The organism is Stenotrophomonas sp. 86156_Sma, assembly GCF_056481625.1.
The window spans coordinates 180,143-196,321 of the sequence record NZ_CM151157.1; the positions used below are offsets into that span (position 1 = coordinate 180,143).

The 16,179-nt window shown below is 65.6% G+C and carries 19 protein-coding genes; 11 read left to right on the forward strand and 8 right to left on the reverse strand.

Annotated elements, in window-relative coordinates:
* Positions 1 to 35: 35 nt before the first annotated feature.
* The 5 genes from ACZK33_RS00750 (at position 36) to ACZK33_RS00770 (ending at position 3,121) form a co-directional block, all read left to right on the forward strand.
* Positions 36 to 503, forward strand: a complete 468-nt coding sequence (locus tag ACZK33_RS00750; protein ID WP_005407593.1) for a YiiD C-terminal domain-containing protein — start codon at positions 36 to 38, stop codon at positions 501 to 503.
* Positions 504 to 535: 32 nt separating this feature from the next.
* A complete protein-coding gene (locus ACZK33_RS00755; protein WP_049423133.1) occupies positions 536 to 961 on the forward strand; it encodes a hypothetical protein in 426 nt (141 codons plus the stop codon).
* A 57-nt stretch (positions 962 to 1,018) separates the two neighbouring features.
* Positions 1,019 to 1,456 carry a rhodanese-like domain-containing protein gene (locus ACZK33_RS00760; protein ID WP_004134671.1) on the forward strand — a complete coding sequence of 146 codons (438 nt, stop codon included), beginning with the start codon at positions 1,019 to 1,021 and terminating at the stop codon, positions 1,454 to 1,456.
* A 100-nt stretch (positions 1,457 to 1,556) separates the two neighbouring features.
* Complete coding sequence (gene secB / locus ACZK33_RS00765; protein ID WP_005407596.1) at positions 1,557 to 2,075, forward strand: protein-export chaperone SecB; 519 nt, start codon at positions 1,557 to 1,559, stop codon at positions 2,073 to 2,075.
* 20 nt (positions 2,076 to 2,095) lie between these two features.
* On the forward strand, positions 2,096 to 3,121 hold the full coding sequence (locus tag ACZK33_RS00770; RefSeq protein WP_005407597.1) for an NAD(P)H-dependent glycerol-3-phosphate dehydrogenase: 1,026 nt from the start codon (positions 2,096 to 2,098) through the stop codon (positions 3,119 to 3,121).
* 145 nt (positions 3,122 to 3,266) lie between these two features.
* On the opposite strand, the gene ACZK33_RS00775 is transcribed toward ACZK33_RS00770, so the two are convergent.
* Positions 3,267 to 3,743, reverse strand: coding sequence for a YybH family protein (locus ACZK33_RS00775; protein ID WP_423175060.1), 477 nt, complete (start codon positions 3,741 to 3,743; stop codon positions 3,267 to 3,269).
* Between the two features lie 115 nt (positions 3,744 to 3,858).
* Between ACZK33_RS00775 and ACZK33_RS00780 the strand changes: the two genes are divergently transcribed.
* Entirely contained in the window at positions 3,859 to 4,524 is a 666-nt protein-coding gene (locus ACZK33_RS00780; protein ID WP_423175059.1) for an Ivy family c-type lysozyme inhibitor, read from the forward strand.
* Positions 4,525 to 4,560: 36 nt separating this feature from the next.
* Here the strand turns inward: ACZK33_RS00780 and ACZK33_RS00785 are convergent, their stop codons facing one another.
* From ACZK33_RS00785 to ACZK33_RS00805, 5 genes are all read right to left on the reverse strand, one after another.
* Positions 4,561 to 5,946 carry a HipA domain-containing protein gene (locus ACZK33_RS00785; RefSeq protein ID WP_478453979.1) on the reverse strand — a complete coding sequence of 462 codons (1,386 nt, stop codon included), beginning with the start codon at positions 5,944 to 5,946 and terminating at the stop codon, positions 4,561 to 4,563.
* Positions 5,943 to 6,164, reverse strand: coding sequence for a helix-turn-helix domain-containing protein (locus ACZK33_RS00790; protein ID WP_200881082.1), 222 nt, complete (start codon positions 6,162 to 6,164; stop codon positions 5,943 to 5,945). The genes ACZK33_RS00785 and ACZK33_RS00790 overlap by 4 nt, the downstream gene beginning before the upstream one ends.
* Positions 6,165 to 6,604: 440 nt before the next feature.
* Complete coding sequence (locus ACZK33_RS00795) at positions 6,605 to 7,291, reverse strand: hypothetical protein (protein ID WP_071228804.1); 687 nt, start codon at positions 7,289 to 7,291, stop codon at positions 6,605 to 6,607.
* A 156-nt stretch (positions 7,292 to 7,447) separates the two neighbouring features.
* Complete coding sequence (locus tag ACZK33_RS00800; protein ID WP_012509703.1) at positions 7,448 to 7,720, reverse strand: hypothetical protein; 273 nt, start codon at positions 7,718 to 7,720, stop codon at positions 7,448 to 7,450.
* Positions 7,721 to 7,932: 212 nt separating this feature from the next.
* A complete protein-coding gene (locus tag ACZK33_RS00805) occupies positions 7,933 to 8,883 on the reverse strand; it encodes a DUF2268 domain-containing putative Zn-dependent protease (protein WP_423175057.1) in 951 nt (316 codons plus the stop codon).
* A 206-nt stretch (positions 8,884 to 9,089) separates the two neighbouring features.
* On the opposite strand from ACZK33_RS00805, the gene ACZK33_RS00810 reads away from it, so the two are divergent.
* From ACZK33_RS00810 to ACZK33_RS00830, 5 genes are all read left to right on the forward strand, one after another.
* On the forward strand, positions 9,090 to 9,665 hold the full coding sequence (locus ACZK33_RS00810; protein ID WP_043034956.1) for an OmpO family porin: 576 nt from the start codon (positions 9,090 to 9,092) through the stop codon (positions 9,663 to 9,665).
* A gap of 123 nt (positions 9,666 to 9,788) precedes the next feature.
* Positions 9,789 to 10,556, forward strand: coding sequence for a helix-turn-helix transcriptional regulator (locus ACZK33_RS00815; protein ID WP_423175056.1), 768 nt, complete (start codon positions 9,789 to 9,791; stop codon positions 10,554 to 10,556).
* 68 nt (positions 10,557 to 10,624) lie between these two features.
* On the forward strand, positions 10,625 to 10,993 hold the full coding sequence (locus ACZK33_RS00820; RefSeq protein WP_049423115.1) for a VOC family protein: 369 nt from the start codon (positions 10,625 to 10,627) through the stop codon (positions 10,991 to 10,993).
* A gap of 123 nt (positions 10,994 to 11,116) precedes the next feature.
* The gene (locus ACZK33_RS00825; protein WP_132808759.1) at positions 11,117 to 12,091 is read left to right on the forward strand and encodes a Dyp-type peroxidase; all 975 of its coding nucleotides are present in this window, start codon (positions 11,117 to 11,119) and stop codon (positions 12,089 to 12,091) included.
* An 84-nt stretch (positions 12,092 to 12,175) separates the two neighbouring features.
* Complete coding sequence (locus tag ACZK33_RS00830) at positions 12,176 to 12,592, forward strand: hypothetical protein (RefSeq protein ID WP_423175055.1); 417 nt, start codon at positions 12,176 to 12,178, stop codon at positions 12,590 to 12,592.
* Positions 12,593 to 13,359: 767 nt separating this feature from the next.
* On the opposite strand, the gene pnuC is transcribed toward ACZK33_RS00830, so the two are convergent.
* Complete coding sequence (gene pnuC, locus ACZK33_RS00835) at positions 13,360 to 13,929, reverse strand: nicotinamide riboside transporter PnuC (RefSeq protein WP_012509709.1); 570 nt, start codon at positions 13,927 to 13,929, stop codon at positions 13,360 to 13,362.
* A gap of 8 nt (positions 13,930 to 13,937) precedes the next feature.
* Complete coding sequence (locus tag ACZK33_RS00840) at positions 13,938 to 16,127, reverse strand: TonB-dependent receptor (RefSeq protein WP_423175054.1); 2,190 nt, start codon at positions 16,125 to 16,127, stop codon at positions 13,938 to 13,940.
* Positions 16,128 to 16,179 lie beyond the last annotated feature (52 nt).

Sequence of the window (16,179 nt, forward strand, 5' to 3'; positions counted from 1 at the left end):
TATGCGGGCCCTTCGTTGTCGTGGTCCCTGCTCCGATGTCCGTTGATGCTCTGACTTCCTCGCTGGCCGCCCTGCAGGACGTGCTTGACTGCATGCCGGCGGTCCGCGCCATGCAGATCCAGCTCGACGGCTATGCCGATGGCGTGCTGCGCATCACCGCGCCGCTGGCCGCCAACGTCAACGACAAGGGCAACGCCTTCGGTGGCAGCCTGGCCTCGGTGCTGACCCTGTCCGGCTGGGCACTGGTCAGCCTGCGCCTGCGCCTGGCCGGCCACGATGCCGAGGTCTACGTGGCCGACAGCAACCTGCGCTACCTGGCACCGGTCTACGAAGACCTGCACGCCCATGCCGAAGCGGCCGAGGCCACTGGCTGGGATGCCTTCCTGAACACCTTCCGCCAGCGCCGCAAGGCCCGCATCAGCATCATCGCCACCCAGCCCGGTGCCGATGGCAAGCCCGCCGCCGAGTTCAGCGGTCGCTTCGTTGCCTTCGCCAAAGGGTAGGATGGCAGGCTGACGTTCTGGGGAAACCACCGATGCGCCGCCTCATCCAGTTCCTGATGTGTTCCCTGCTGCTGGCCAGCGCCGTGGCTTCGGCCGACGACCTGAGCCGCAAGCAGCGCAAGCTGCTGGAAGAGACCCAGATCGCCTACGGCGCCACCATCCGCTGGGGCAGCATGGACGATGCCATCGGCTATCTGGACCCCAAGCTGCGCAAGGAAAAGCCGCCCACCGAGTTCGAGCTCAACCGCTACGCGCAGCTGCGCGTGTCGTCCTACCGCGAGCGCAGCAGCGCCGCGCTGGACGGGGGCCTGGTCGAGCGCCGGGTCGAAATCGGGGTGATCAACCAGAACACCCAGGCCGAACGCACCGTTGTGGTGGTTGAGCGCTGGCGCTGGGATGCCGAGGCCAAGCGCTGGTGGCAGACTGCCGGCCTGCCGGACCTGTGGAAGGGGCAGTGACGGGCCGCGTCCGGCTTGTGCGACAATCGGCGCCCGCTTAATCGACCCGTGACCTGAGTGAATTACGAAGAGTTGCTGGCCTTTGCAGGCCGAAACCCGATGCTGTCCGCGGCCCTGGTCGGCCTGACCGTGGCCATCATCGTCACCGAGATCCGCCGCCTGTTCCGGGGCTTCAAGGGCATCAAGCCCGCCGAACTGACCCAGCTGATCAACGCGGGTGGCACGGTGGTGGTCGACCTGTCGGCCAGCGGTGACTTCGAGAAGGGCCACATTGCCGGCAGCCGCAATGCCCAGGCCAGTGCCTTCGGCCCGGACAACAAGCTGGTGGCCAACGCCAAGCAGTCGCCGGTGGTGCTGGTGTGCCGCAGCGGCAACGCCTCGGAAACCGCCGCCAAGGCGCTGAAGAAGGCCGGCTTCGAAAAGGTCTACGTGCTCGACGGCGGCATTCCCGCCTGGCAGCAGGCCGAGCTGCCGCTGGTCAAGGGCCGCAACTGATTGCCGCAGGTGGCGGATCCGGCCTTGTATGGGCCTGATCCCGCCCCCATCGCAGTAATTCGACCATCGTTTTCATTGCATTCACCTGGAGTTACTGGAAATGTCCGAAGAGATCACCAACGGCGCCGCTGCGCCGGTCGATGCCGCTACCGGCCCTGCTTTCACCGTCGAGAAGATCTACGTCAAGGACGTCTCCTTCGAGTCGCCGAACGCTCCGACCATCTTCAATGACCAGGTGCAGCCGGAACTGCAGCTCAACCTGAACCAGCAGGTGCAGCGCCTGGGCGAGAACGCCTTCGAAGTGGTGCTGGCCGTGACCCTGACCTGCCAGGCCGGTGAGCGCACCGCCTACGTGGCCGAAGTGAAGCAGGCCGGCGTGTTCGGCCTGGTCGGCCTGGACCCGCAGTCGATCGACGTGCTGCTCGGCACCCAGTGCCCGAACATCCTGTTCCCGTACGTGCGTCAGCTGATCAGCGACCTGATCCAGGCCGGCGGCTTCCCGCCGTTCTTCCTGCAGCCGATCAACTTCGAAGGCCTGTACGCAGAAACCCTGCGCCAGCGCCAGGAGCAGGGCGACGCACCGTCGCTGGCTGACTCCGAGCCGGCTGGCAACGCCTGATTCCTGCCGCGACGTCACGGATGAGCACTACCGCTGACAAGATCGCCGTGCTTGGCGCCGGTTCCTGGGGAACCGCGCTGGCCAGCCTGCTCGCACGGCACGGTCACCCGACCGTGCTGTGGGGGCGCGACGCTGCCGTGGTCGAGGCCATCGACCAGCGCCACGAGAACCCGCGCTACCTGCCGGGCATCCCGCTGCCGGACAGCCTGCGTGCCACCACCGACCTGGCGTCGGCAGTGGAGGGCGCCGCCTGGATCCTGGTGGTCACCCCGTCGCATGCCTTCGGTGAAACCGTGCGTGCGCTGGCGCCGCTGCGTCCGGCCGGTGCCGGCGTGGCCTGGGCCACCAAGGGCTTCGAACCTGGTTCGGGCCGCTTCCTGCATGAAGTGGCGCGCGAAGTGCTGGGCGAGGACGTGCCGCTGGCCGTTGTCACCGGGCCGTCGTTCGCCAAGGAAGTGACCCAGGGCCTGCCGACCGCGATCACCGTGCACGGCGACGTGCCCGAGTTCGCGCAGACGGTGGCCGAGGCCATGCACGGCCCGGCGTTCCGCGCCTACACCGGCGACGACATGGTCGGTGCCGAGCTGGGCGGTGCGATGAAGAACGTGCTGGCCGTGGCTACCGGCGTGGCCGATGGCATGCAGCTGGGCCTCAATGCCCGAGCCGGCCTGATCACCCGTGGCCTCAACGAGATGCTGCGCCTGGCCGCTGCGATCGGCGCCAAGCCTGAAACGCTGATGGGCCTGGCCGGCCTGGGCGATCTGGTGCTGACCTGCACCGGCGACCTGTCGCGCAACCGCCGCCTGGGCCTGGCCCTGGGCCGGGGCCAGACGCTGCAGGATGCCGTGCGCGAAATCGGCCAGGTGGTCGAGTCGGTGCAGACCGCCGACGAAGTGATGCGACAGGCACGCCGCCATGGCATCGACCTGCCGATCTCGGACCGCGTGCGTGCCGTGCTGCACGGCGAGCAGACGCCTGAGGAAGGCCTGCGCGCGCTGCTGGCACGGGAACAGAAACCGGAGTATCCGGACACGCTGTTCAAGTGAATCGAAAAACCCCGGCTACGTGCCGGGGTTTTTTTATGTGTGTGGCCCATCCACGCATGGCGTGGATCTACTCCGGAATCCGCTTCTGGTAGCAGCCAACCTTGGTTGGCGCCCGGTAGCGACGGGCCATGCCCGGCGGAATCCATCACCGCGCGCGCGGCGGCGCGTTGCCGTTGTCCATGTCCGAGAAGATCAACCACGGCCCGTCGCCCACGCGCGTCAGCGTCAGCGTGAACTTGCCGGTGTCCCCCACGTTGTTGCCGTGGCGGTAGGCACCAATGATGTAACCCGTGCTGCCCTCCACCGAGTACGCCAGCGCGCGCAGCCGCAACGGGCTGCCGCCCTGGCCGGCATACGCGGCTTCGATCGCGCTGCGCCCACGCACCGGTAGCTGGTTGCTCTGCAGCACAAAACCATCCTCGGCGAACAGCGCAGCCAGTGCCCTGGCATCGCCCGTGCGCCAGGCCTGCTCGTAGTCGCGCAGTACGCGGTCCAGCGTCGCGGGCAGGGCCGCATCAGGAAGAGGCTGTGCGGGCTTCGCACCTTCAGCATCGTGGGCGATGGCCGGCGATGCCAGCAGCAGGGCACTGCAGAAAATCACGGCGAGTCGTGTGCGGTGCATGCGTCCGGCTCCAGGCGATGACGGGAACGTGCGAACGCATCCTAGCGCGCTGCTGGTTAGAATCACGCAGGCGCCCGCGCGGCGGCATGCACCGCAGATCAGACAAGGACAAGGAATGAAGATTCGGATCACAGGGATGGCACTGACGGTCGCACTGCTGGCCGCCTGCGGACAGGCACCAGCGCCGGATGCAGCACCGACCGCACCGGCACCAACCACCGAAGCACCTGCGGCCACGGCAACGGTGGTCGAGCAGGCGCCGTCCATCGAAGACGGCGTAGACCCCTCGGTGTGGGACAACGAAGGCGAACCGGAAGACCCGGGTGCTGGCGGCGAACTCACCTGCGCGGACAATCCGCTGGCGACCCACTTCTTCACCCTGGTCGGCGGCAACACCGTGGACGACTGCGGCCGCAAGGACCCGAAGGTGCTGGCCGCGTTCAACGACCTGATGAAGAACACAGCCGCGGCCGAATCTGCTGACAAGGAGATTCCGTCGCTGCGCGAACGCCTGTTGAGCGGGCCCAGCGGGCCTGGCGAACTGGTGGTGCTGCAGGGCGAGCCATGGTGGTTCTACACCGCCTGCCAGGCCCACGACTGCCCCGGCACCGCGCTGGCGATGCTGTACTCGCCCGATCAGTCGAAGATGGTCGGCCGTCTTACCGCGCGCTGCCGTGTGTGGTGGCTGGGTGAACCCAGCGACGAGCAGCGCGCGCTGATCGAGCGCGAGCAGCCGGTGGACAAAGCGATGCTGAAGGAAGAAGGCGAGTCCTGCGAGTAATCGGTGGTGACGCCGGATGATGTTCCGGCGGCCGCATCATGCGGGTGAAAGCTGCATCACCATGTCGGCGATGATCACGTGGACCAGCGTTCTCAGGAAATGCACCTCGCCTTCCAGGGTTGGGCCGATGTCGAAACGGGTCAACCATTGCTGGTTTTCCTGCAGCACCTCCGCGTAAAGCGCCTGGGCTTCGCCTGCGATGCGGTCGATCTGATGGCGCAGCTGCCGGGTGGCGGCTGGTCTTCCCAGGCCCAGGGCTTCACCGGCAGAAACCAGATGCTCGAAACGAAGGTCGTGGAAGCGCGCGACACCGAGAATGGGCCACGACAGTTCCGAGCGTTCTGGCCAACGTGCGCCCTCGTCGGCATACGCGGGGGTCTCGTAACATGCGGTGGACAGCAGGTCGTAGTAGTGGGGGGCCAGTTCGATGCCCCTGCTGTCGACCAGGAAGCTCAGGTTCTTCAGGTGCGCATCGTTGTTGCCGGTGAGTACATTGAAGATCAACCAGTCGAACAGGCGGACGCGCGTCTTGAGCTTGCTTCTGCATTGCTCGACGATGACCTTCAGGGTGTCGATGCTGCCGAGCGTGTACTTGAACTGCCGGTCGAGGTTGAGCAGCTGGCAGGCGTCGATGGCATGACGGCGATGGATGGCATCGGCGGTGATTTCGCGATCAAAGCGCTCGATGATGAAGACCGGCTCCGGTACGTAGCGGCGCTCGATCTTCGGCACCTGCAGCCCCATGCGCTGTGCAAGGCGCATCACGAACCACTCGTTGGCCACGCTGTGGGGATAACTGCTGCTGGTGCTGTCAGGCTTGAGGATGTGGGTCGAGGGCTCGGCGCCCAGAGGTTGGTAGAGTTCTCCCCCTGTCTCGATGATTGCCAGCTTGTGCTGGGCACCTGCCAGTGACATGCGCTTGGCGGCACCCGCCGCAAGCGACGTGCGTGGCAGGCCTTGGATACGCGTGGAGAGTTCCGCATCGGGCAGTGGTTTTCTGCCGCCGGGTGGCAGGCGCTCGCCTGGAGGCAGCAGCGTCAACGAGCCTGCCGATTCCGCGCCATAGGCGGCCAGCAATGCGAACGCGTCCGCGCCATCCACCCTGGCATCGGTTGCCATCAGCGTGCGTTGCTGCTCTTCCGGCAGCAGATTGTCGAAGTACCACTGCACGGGGCGTTGGCTGGAGCCATCGAGGATGGCGGTGTCTTGCAGTGGCAACGCAGGCGCCAGTGGAAACCGATGTGCGCTGCCGAGCCACTCCGGCGCATAGGTGAAGCGCCACAGGTTTGCTGCTTCGGTCAGGCGGCCCACCGGCGCTTCGTCGATGCTGACCTGCAGTTCGCGTGGTGGAAGCGGATAGTGCAGTCCAGACAGGACGGTCGTTGTAATGACGTCCTTGAGATCGATACGGGGGGCGCTCATGGCACCTTCCCGTTGGCACGTTTGGCCAGCAGGGCCATCGCTTCGTCCGGCACGTCGATTTCGACATGCAGCCCCAGCTCGTCAAGCACGGTGAACAACTTGCCCCATTGCACCGTGGTACCGCCGCGTTCGACCTTGGCCAGGAAATTTTCGCTGACCCCGATGCCTTCGGCAGTTGCATCCTGGCGCAGTCCCTGATGCTTGCGGGCGGCTCTCACCAGTGGTCCCAAGGCCTCAGCCTTCTCAAGCCTGATCTTCAATGGGAACTCCCCCAGCAGAGCCTGACGCTCTGGATTCGACCCATCGTCTATACCATAGAATCCTCACTGCAGTGAGGATTCTTCGCGCAAAACCCAGGATTCCTTAAAATCCTTTCGATCTTGAGGATTTTTTCGCAAAAGAGCTGGATGCAAGAAAATCCTCATTGAAAGAAGGATTTATCTGCAAAGGCGTCCAGCCCGCAAAAAATCCTCATGAACTCAAGGATTTTTTTGACGTCGTGGGAGCGCGATGCCTCATCCGGTCCATATGGGCAGCGCCACGAGGGTGGGACGTCCGCGATGAGTGGGGTCCAGGTGGGGCCTGCCAGGAGCGCACCCGGGAACCTCTGCCTGCAGCGCAGGCTCGCATCGTCAACAGGCCGCAGGCAAAGCGTCTGTTACTTGCTCGCGCGCCGCGCGCCTTTCTCGTCTTCGTCCTTTGCTTCGCCCCGGCTCTGCGCGAACTCCGGGAACGTCTTCGCGATCGAATCCTTGTCCGGAAGGATGTAGAACACGCCGCCCTTCTCGAACGTGGATTGCACGATCTGCTCGTAGAACGCAGGCGTGACGTTGATGCAGCCGTGCGTAACGCGGTTGTCGTCCGGCGAAGGTGATGCCAGCCGTTCGGCGCGCTTCTCTTTCGGAGTGCCTGGCGGCAGCGGGTGCATCGACACGGCGGAATCGTAGTCCACCCACAGCACGCGACCGGCATCGTCGGAGGGGCCGTAGCCACCAATGAAACGGCCCGCCGGGGTGGTGCGGTCATGGCCTGGAATCGCACTCAGCGCGAGCTTGGCAACGCCGGGTGCGGAGTGATCGCCGATGGCCGAACCGAACAGCGCCGGTGCGGCACCGCGCAGCTTGCCGTCTCCACCGAAGACCAGTACCTGCGCAGCCGCCTTGTCCATGATCGCGAACGGATAACCCTGGTTGTCCTTGCTGGCGACTACCCAGCCGGCCAGTTCGATCACCGTCTCGGACACGCTCTGGTCAGCGGGCAGTTCATCGACTGCGGCGACCGGGGGTGCAGGTGCGTCCTTGTCCCTGGCGTTGGCTACGCCGCTGCACGCAACGGCCAGTGCCATGGCCAGTGCGGCATGGAGGGCGCGGCGCGCAGGGGAGGAGGAGGTACGAATGGGACGGCTCCTTGCAGTGCAATCTTGGTGGAAGGATGCCAGTGGCCGGCGAAGGCCACTGGTTCCCGATACAGAGGTGGATCAGTTCAAACGGTGAGGGAGCGATCAGCCGCGCGGCTTGCGGCCCGCTGGTGCCCTTTCAAGCTGCTGCACGCGACCTTCGATCTGGTCCAGACGCTGGTTGGCCTGCTGCGCCGACTGGTTGGCGGACTCGGCACTCTGGGCGGCGCCCTGCACCTTTACATCGAGCTGATCGAGACGCGAGTTGATCGTTGCAAACTCGTTCTTGTAAGAGGCGCAAGCGCCAAGGCTCACGGTGGCGATGAGCGCCACGCTGAGTGCACGGGCCATCTTCATGTGTTGCGAGGTCAGTTTCATTCCACTCCCTCCTTCGTCTGGGGAAGCTGGAATATAGCGGCGTTTGTTCCCAGCGCTACCGAGCGCTTTCAGCTGGAATTTGAGTACGTGGATGGGCTGTGAAGGCCTGTAAATCAACGAACCTTAACAAGCGGGATCAAGCGAGCTGATCTGCACCGGCGTATCGCCTTGTGCCTGTTCAATATCACCCATTCACCTGCATGAAGCCGGCATCACGGCATGTGCGTCTGTGTGCTTTCGCCTGCTCCGCACGCAGGCTGCCATCCACTTGCTTCCAGCAGCGCTGCAGCGTTTCCAGGCTGGACATCCAGCAGTTCGGCGATGGCGTTGGGCGTGTCGGGCGCGCGCGCAACATAGGCATGGGCGATGCGGTAGCCGATCCAGTAGCCGAGATCTCCGCGGCGCGTATCGTCGCCGGGGCCGTTGTACAGCCACCTCGAAAGATCGGTACCCATGCTGTCCTGCAGGAACGCGCGCTCCAGCGCACACTCGCGACCCTGCGTCCAACGCTGCAGATGCGCGTTGGCTGGTTGCCCGGAGATCCGTTCGGCCACGTATTCGGCGCCGCCTTCCAGCAGCGTCTGATAGAGCAGGGTGGGCTGCTCGACATCAACGCGCGCGCCGGGCTGTTGCACGTGCACGTACTCATGGGCGATCAGGTGCACGAAGCGGTCGCTTGCATCGGCCTGCATCCAGTCGGCATTGCACAGCGCTTCCAGTCCGATGACCACACCTGCTTCGGTGGTAACGCCACCACTGTTGCCGCGGCCCACCAGTACGGTGACCGGAGGAAAGCGCGCAGATGGCAACAGGGCGCCGAGCTGATCGACGGCAGCGGCGACGCGCGTGCGGATCGATGGCAATGCGGCCGCGCAGGTACTCGCTTTCGCAAACAATGCCGGCTTGTCCTGGATGGCCCTGGCCAGCCGCTCCATCGAGCCGATACGGCTGTCGGTGAAGCTGCGCAGGGCATCCGTACCCGCATCCAGATAGCCGTGCTGCAGATCATCGGCGCTTGGGCGCCCATGGTTGGCGTCCAGCACCTTGAAGAAGCGCGTGACATCGTCTGTCTGTACGACGATGTGCCCGGCAGGACCGACACGCTCAGCCGCCTGTGCCTGCAGCAGCGCGATCGGCGAGGCGATCAGGATCAGTGCCCGCATCAAGCATCGAGCGTGATGCGCGTAAGAAGCCGGCAGCAATGCCATGCGGAGTTCCCTGAACGCCAGCCTTATTTATACACCAGTCAGTTCAATATTCAGGGTTGATTAGACCCCCTAACGGATAATTCACACCTGTCGACCGCCTCCTCTCTCTCCCCCTCCCGGGAGGCGGTCGACGAAACCAAAATAATTAAAGGTGTGTCCCGATGAACAAGAATTCGCTGCTTGCCCTGGGTCTTCTGGCTGCTCTGCCGTTCGCTGCATCGGCAACCGATGGCCTGTCGTACAACTACGTTGAAGGCGGCTACGTGAACACCGATGCCAAGGGCGGCGACGCCGATGGCTGGAAGGTGAAGGGTTCCGTTGCGGTGCACCCGAACTTCCACGTCTTTGGCGACTACAGCGCCCAGGAAACCGACAAGTTCAAGAATGACGTCGACCAGTGGCGCCTGGGTGTCGGCTACAACTACGGCATCGCACCGAACACCGACCTGGTGGCCCGTGTTGCGTACCAGAAGTACGACGAGAAGCGCGGCCTGGACTTCAACGGCTACTCCACCGAAGTGGGCGTGCGCACCGCGTTCAACCCGTACGTGGAAGGCTACGTGATGGCCGGCTACGAAGATTTCAGCAAGAAGCACGGCATCAACCCGGACGGCGAGTTCTACGGCCGCGTCGGCGCCACCGCCAAGTTCAACCAGAACTGGGGCCTGAGTGGCGAAGTGAAGCTGGCCAAGGCCGGCGACCGCGAGTGGTTCGTGGGCCCGCGCTTCACCTGGTAACAAACGCCTGTCGTTAGTGCGTGTTGTGCTGGCGTGTGACTCTCTCTCTCTCCCACACGCCAACCGAAGCCCGGCCTCGCGCCGGGCTTCACTTTTATGGGCCCTGTGGCGCCACAATGCGGCATGGGCGACCCTTCCTCCCTCGCAGGTACTGGCATGGCCTACCAGGAGCATCTGGCGCCTGCGCCGCTGCGTGGCCAGTTCGGCCAGCTGTGGCAGAGCCAGCTCCCTGCCGATGCCGATGGGCACATCACCGTATTGCCCGATGGCTGCGTGGATATCCTCTGGCGCGACGGCGCGCTGTTCGTGGTCGGCCCGGATCGGGTGGCTGCACATCCGGCACTGGCACCCGGTGCACAGGTACTGGGGGCACGCTTCCGACCTGGCCAGGCATTGGCCGCGCTGGGACTGCCACTGGCCGGCATCATTGGACAGGCGGTGCCGTTGGCCGATCTGAAGGGCGGATGGGCCACAGCAGCCGCTGCTTCCATTGGCGATACCGCGCCGGCTCAACGATTGCAGCGGATGGCGCAGTGCCTGCAACAGCACATGGGCGCGGCGGCCCTCGACGTGCAGGCGCAACGGGCTCATGTGTTGTTCCACGCGCTTGGCCGTGGCCAAGCTACGCTGGACGAGCTTGCGGCAGGCTTGAACCTGAGCCCGCGCAGCCTGCGCCGTTTCAGCCAGTCGCAGTTCGGCTATGGCGCCAAGACGCTGGAGCGCATCCTGCGCCTGCAGCGCTTTCTTCGCCATAGCCGCGCGCTGCCGCAGCACTCGTTGGCGATGCTGGCCGCTGATGCCGGCTATGCCGACCAGGCCCACCTCAGCCGCGAGGCGCGCGAGCTTGCCAGCATGACCGCACGGCAGCTGCGCCTGGAATGGGGCCGATGATGGCCGTTTTCTTCAAGACCGCCGTGCCGCGCTGACCGAAGCTGGGGCTCCCACCCAGGAGTCACGCCATGAGCCACGCCGCACCCCGCGATGCCGAGCGCCGCATCGACAACATCGAATTCAACGTCGCCGACATCGCCCGCAGCAAGCGCTTCTACGGCGAGGTATTCGGCTGGAAATTCACGGACTACGGCCCGGCCTACACCGAGTTCGACGACGGCCGCCTGAAAGGCGGCTTCGTGTCCGACACACCGGTACGTGCGCAGGGCGGCCCACTGGTGATTCTCTACTGCGCGGACCTTGCCGACGCCCAGCAGCGCGTGATTGCCGCCGGTGGCGAGGTGGTGCAGGCGGTATTCGCCTTCCCCGGTGGCCGCCGCTTCCACTTCCGCGATCTGGATGGCTACGAGCTGGCGGTCTGGAGTGATATGGATTGAGGTCTTCGTACCTTCGCCGGTGTACGGAACGAGAACCGCTCCGTCCCCGGTCAGGCGGTTCCGCTATGATCGCCCGCACATCGCCACACGCGATGCGCCCGCCTCAAGCCAGCAGGAACCGCCGTGAACTCCCAGCCCGCACCGATCACCGCCCTCAACCACACGCTCGACAACGAGCCGCAGCAGATCACCGCGCCGCTCACCCATTCGGCGGCGTTCCTGGTGCTGAAAGTGAAGGATGACGAGGCGTCGATCGCCAAGGCACGCGAGGTGCTGGCCAGCACCGATGACCTGATCAAGAACACTGCCATCCGTGAAATCGAGCGCACCTTCACCTGCAATGTGGCCATTGGTCACCGCGTGTGGCAGCCGTTGGTGGGCACCACGCCGCCGCGTGAACTGAAGCCGTTCCGCGAGATCAAGGGCGCGACTCACACCGCGGTGTCCACGCCGGGCGACCTGCTGTACCACATCCGTGCGCGCACCATGGACCTGATTGTCGCGTTCGAGCGCAACCTGCTGATGGCGTTCGGTGATGCGGTGGAAACGGTCGATGACGTGGCCGGCTTCCGCTACTTCGACGGCCGCGACCTGCTCGACTTCGTCGATGGCACCGCCAACCCGGAAGGGCTGTCGCTGCCGGAAGCCACCATCGTGGGCGATGAAGACCCGGCGCATGCCGGTGGCAGCTACGTGGTGGTGCAGAAGTACCTGCACAACCTCGATGCCTGGCGTGCGCAGAAGACCGAGGCACAGGAAGCGATCATCGGCCGCACCAAGCACGACAACATCGAGCTGGACGATGCACCGGCCGATGCGCAGAAATCGCACAAGACGCTGTGCACCATCGAGGATGCCGACGGCGAGCACGAGATCCTGCGTGACAACATGCCCTTCGCCAATCCGGGGCGTGGCGAGTACGGCACTTACTTCATCGGCTACACGCGCCGCCTGTGGGTGATCGAAAAGATGCTTGAGCGCATGTTCATCGGCAATCCCGCGCCGCTGCATGACCGCATTCTCGACTTCTCCACCGCCACCACCGGCGTGACCTTCTTCGCGCCCTCGCGCAAGGTGCTGGCCGACCTGGGCGATTGATCGCGCCGGGGAGTGCCGACCGCCATCTGCCTGTCATCTACCGCGCCGACCATCAGCCGTTGGATGAGAGCGCAGGAGCGGGCGATGGCGATGGCAAGGAACACAACCGGCGCACGCCGCTGGTGGCGGCCGCTGGCTGCATTGTTCGGTGCGCTGGCATTGGGGAGCGCCGGGGTGTCCGCGCAGGAAGCCCCTGCACACTGGATGGCCTATGCCGCCGCCGTGGGCGGCCAGCTGCAGCAGCGTCTGCAGCAGGAACAGGATCCGCAGGCGCAGCGCGTGCTGGAATGGCTGCAGGCACACCCGGATGCACCGACGCCGTTGCCGGTGAGCGTGTGGATCGCGGCGGATGGCCGCATTTCGAAACTCGAATTCGACAGCCTGGGCGACGCCCAGGTCGACGCCGACCTGCGCGCGACCCTGCAGTCCGCGCCGTTGCAGGCCGCGCCACCGGCAGATATGCGCCAGCCGCTGCGGCTGGGCCTGCTGCTTACCCAGTAGATCCACGCCATGCGTGGATGCGTCTGGTAGATGCCGACCTTGGTCGGCACGCGCACGCCAACCAAGGTTGGCGACTACCGGTAGGCCCCCAGCCACGCATGGCGTGGCTCTACTGATCTTGCGGGTGCAGTAGATTCAGGCCATGCGTGGATGCGCCGGGTAGATGCCGACCTTGGTCGGCAGGCGTGCGCCAACCAAGGTTGGCGACTACCGGTAAGCCCAAGCCACGCATGGCGTGGCTCTACTGATCTTGCGGGTGCAGTAGATTCAGGCCCTGCGTGGATGTGTTGGGTAGATGCCGACCTTGGTCGGCAGGTGTGCGCCAACCAAGGTTGGCGACTACCGGTAGGCCCCCAGCCACGCATGGCGTGGCTCTACTGATCTTGCGGGTGCAGTAGATTCAGGCCATGCGTGGATGCGCCGGGTAGATGCCGACCTTGGTCGGCAGGTGTGCGCCAACCAAGGTTGGCGACTACCGGTAAACCCCAGCCACGCATGGCGTGGCGCTACTGATCTTGCGGGTGCAGTAGATCCACGCCCTGCGTGGATGTGTTGGGTAGATGCCGACCTTGGTCGGCAGGCGTGCGCCAACCAAGGTTGGCGACTACCGGTAGCCCAAGCCACGCATGGCGTGGCGCTACTGATCTTGCGGGTGCAGTAGATCCACGCCCTGCGTGGATGTGTTGGGTAGATGCCGACCTTGGTCGGCACGCGCGCCAACCAAGGTTGGCGACTACCGGTAAGCCCCGGCCACGCATGGCGTGGCGCTACTGCGTTGCTACCTGTGGTTCACGGGCTGCCGCGCTCCATGCGCGCAGCCCGAACACGGCCAGGCCGAGGAAGAACACGTACAGCGCGGCGGTCACGTGCAGCGACTTGAACAGGTACGCACCCACGTACACCACGTCCACCGCGATCCACACCCACCAGCAGGCCACGTGGCGGCGTGCCTGCCACCACTGGCCGACCAGGCTCAGCGCGGTCAGCATCGCGTCCAGCCACGGCAGCGCGGCATCGGTGAAGGTGTGCATGGCCGCACCCAGCGCTACGCCACCACACAGGCCGATGGCCAGGTCGCGCAGCAGCTTGCCGCGTGCCAGTGGCACGATGCGGACGCTGCCCTCGTCGGCGGCGTGCTGCCGCCAGTTGAGCCAGCCGTAGACCAGGAAGCCACCGAAGGCGACCTGCAGCAGGGTGTCCGAGTACAGCTTGGCCTCGGCGAAGACCAGCCCGTACAGCGTCACCGACAGCAGGCCGACCGGCCACGCCACCAGCCGGCGCTTGGCCATCAGCCAGACGCCGAGGATGCTGCACAGCGCGGCGGTCCACTCGAGCATGACGCCGCTCACAGCGCGAACGTCACCGACAGGCGGGCCTGTCGCGGTGCGCCGGGGAACAGGTAGTAGTCACCGCCGCTGCTGCCGGTGTCGCGCCAGTAGAAGCGGTTGAACACGTTGTCCACCGACAGGTTCCAGGTCACCGCGCGCTCGTGCAGGCGATGCTGGAAACGCAGGCCAGCGTCGAACACCGAGTAGTCCGGTGCGCGCACGCCACCGTCGGCGCGGGCAACGTTGGCACCGGCATAGCGCCAGCCGCCGGTCACATCCAGGCCCTGCACGAACGGCAGCGCATAAGCCACGTGCACGCTGGCGCGCACCTTCGGCACGTTCACCAGCTGATGGCCTTCATAGGCCGGCGTGCCGGTGTCGCGCGCACGTGCCTGCAGCATGCTGGCGCTGGCCACGATCTGCAGCGCATCGGTCAGCTGGCCATTGGCGGTCAACTCCAGGCCGGTGTGGGTCTGCGTGCCTTCCTCGACGAAGCTGTAGCCGACCTCGCTGTTGTCGGGCTTGGCGTACTGGTACGGCTGCGAAATGCGGAACACGGCTGCGCCCAGCGTCAGCGCCTCGACCGGCACGTACTTCACGCCCACTTCCAGCTGCCGCGACTGCACCGACGGCAGGAAGGTATCGGCGTTGCTGGTCCAGAACGGCGCTTCCTGGCCCAGCGAGATGCCGCGCACGTAGCTGGCATAGGCGTTGAGCTGGTCGGTAGCCTTCCACACCACGGCGGTCTGCGGCAGGAAACGCGACAGGCGGCTGTGCCGCTGCGGGGTGCCACGCTTGTCGTAGGCACGCTCGTCCAGGCGCACGAAGCGGCCGCCGGCCAGCCACTGCCAGTCATCACCGAAGCTCATCCGGTCCAGCGCGAAGAATGCGGTCTGGCGGCTGTCCAGGCGTCGTGCGGACGGCCCTGGCATCTTCGGCGACGGCGCGAACACCGGCACCTGTGCGTCGTGGATGTTGCTGGTGCCGACGTACTCGTTGACGCTCGGGCGCTTGTCTACCGTGCGGCGGAAGTAATCGGCACCGAGGGTCAGCTGGTGGCCGACGCTGCCGGTCTCGAAGCGGCCACGCAGCTCGGCACGGGCCTGCTGGTTGCGGCGGGTGTCGTCCGGGCTGCGGTAGTCGTAGACGTCGTAGTCGCCATTGGGCGCGAAGTAGTTGCCCGGCACGCTGCCATCGGCGCATTGCGTGGCGTAGTAGCAGCCGTAGGCGAAGGCGACGTTGTCATCGATCACCGAGCGGCTGTGGCCGACCGAGACGCGCGACTGCCAGGCATCGTTGAAGTCGTAGGTGTGCAACGCGGTGATGTTGGTGCTGGCGATATCCACCGGGCGCTGCCACGGCTGGTAGCCGAGCAGGAATTCGCGATCCACGCCGTGCGGCAGCTCACGCGCGCCCAGCAGCTGGTAGCCGGACACCGAACGCTGCGAGCTGGTCTGGTAGTTGGCATCCACTTCCAGCTTGCCGCGTTCGCCAATCAGCCAGTCGGCGGCCAGCGAGTAGAAGTTGCGACGGCCATCGGCGTGCTCGACGTAGGAATTGCTGGAATCCCATGCGGCATTCAGGCGCAGGCCGAAACGCGGGGTGATCCAGTGGCCGACATCGACGGCGACGTAGCGCGAGCCTTCCGAGTCGGTACCGAGCGTGGCGGTGCGCACTTCGGCCGGGCGCTTGCCGATGTAGTTGATGATCCCGCCGGGCGCCATCACACCCGCGGCCAGGCCGGCTTCACCCTTGAGGATCTCAACCGACTGCACGTTCTCCAGCGCCAGGCGCTGTTCGCCGGCGATGGACAGGCCGTTGAAGCGGTAGCCGGTGGCGGCATCCAGCGCAAAGCCGCGGATGGCGACGTTCTGGTAGTAGCCCACCGGCGCATACGCATCACCCAGCGAGGCATCGTTGCTGGCCAGCTCGGACAGCGAACGCACCTGGCGGCGGTCGAGGTAGTCGCGCTCGAGCACGTTCACCGAGGCCGGGGTGTCCTTCCAGGACCCACCACCGAAGGCGTTCACGCGTGAGGTATCGGCCTTGGGTTTGCCGGCCTGCACGCGCACTGCCGCCAGTTCGGTGGGCGAGCGCTCGGCGCCGGTGGCAGCCGCATCGGTGGCAGCGTCGGCCTCGCTGGCATGCAGCGGCAAGGCGGCGCAGAGGGCGAGGGAGAGCAGGGTGGGGCGCAGGCAGCGGTTCATTCGGTTCGTCTTCGGACAACAAGGGAGACGAAGCGACGGCGCGCAGGTGCAC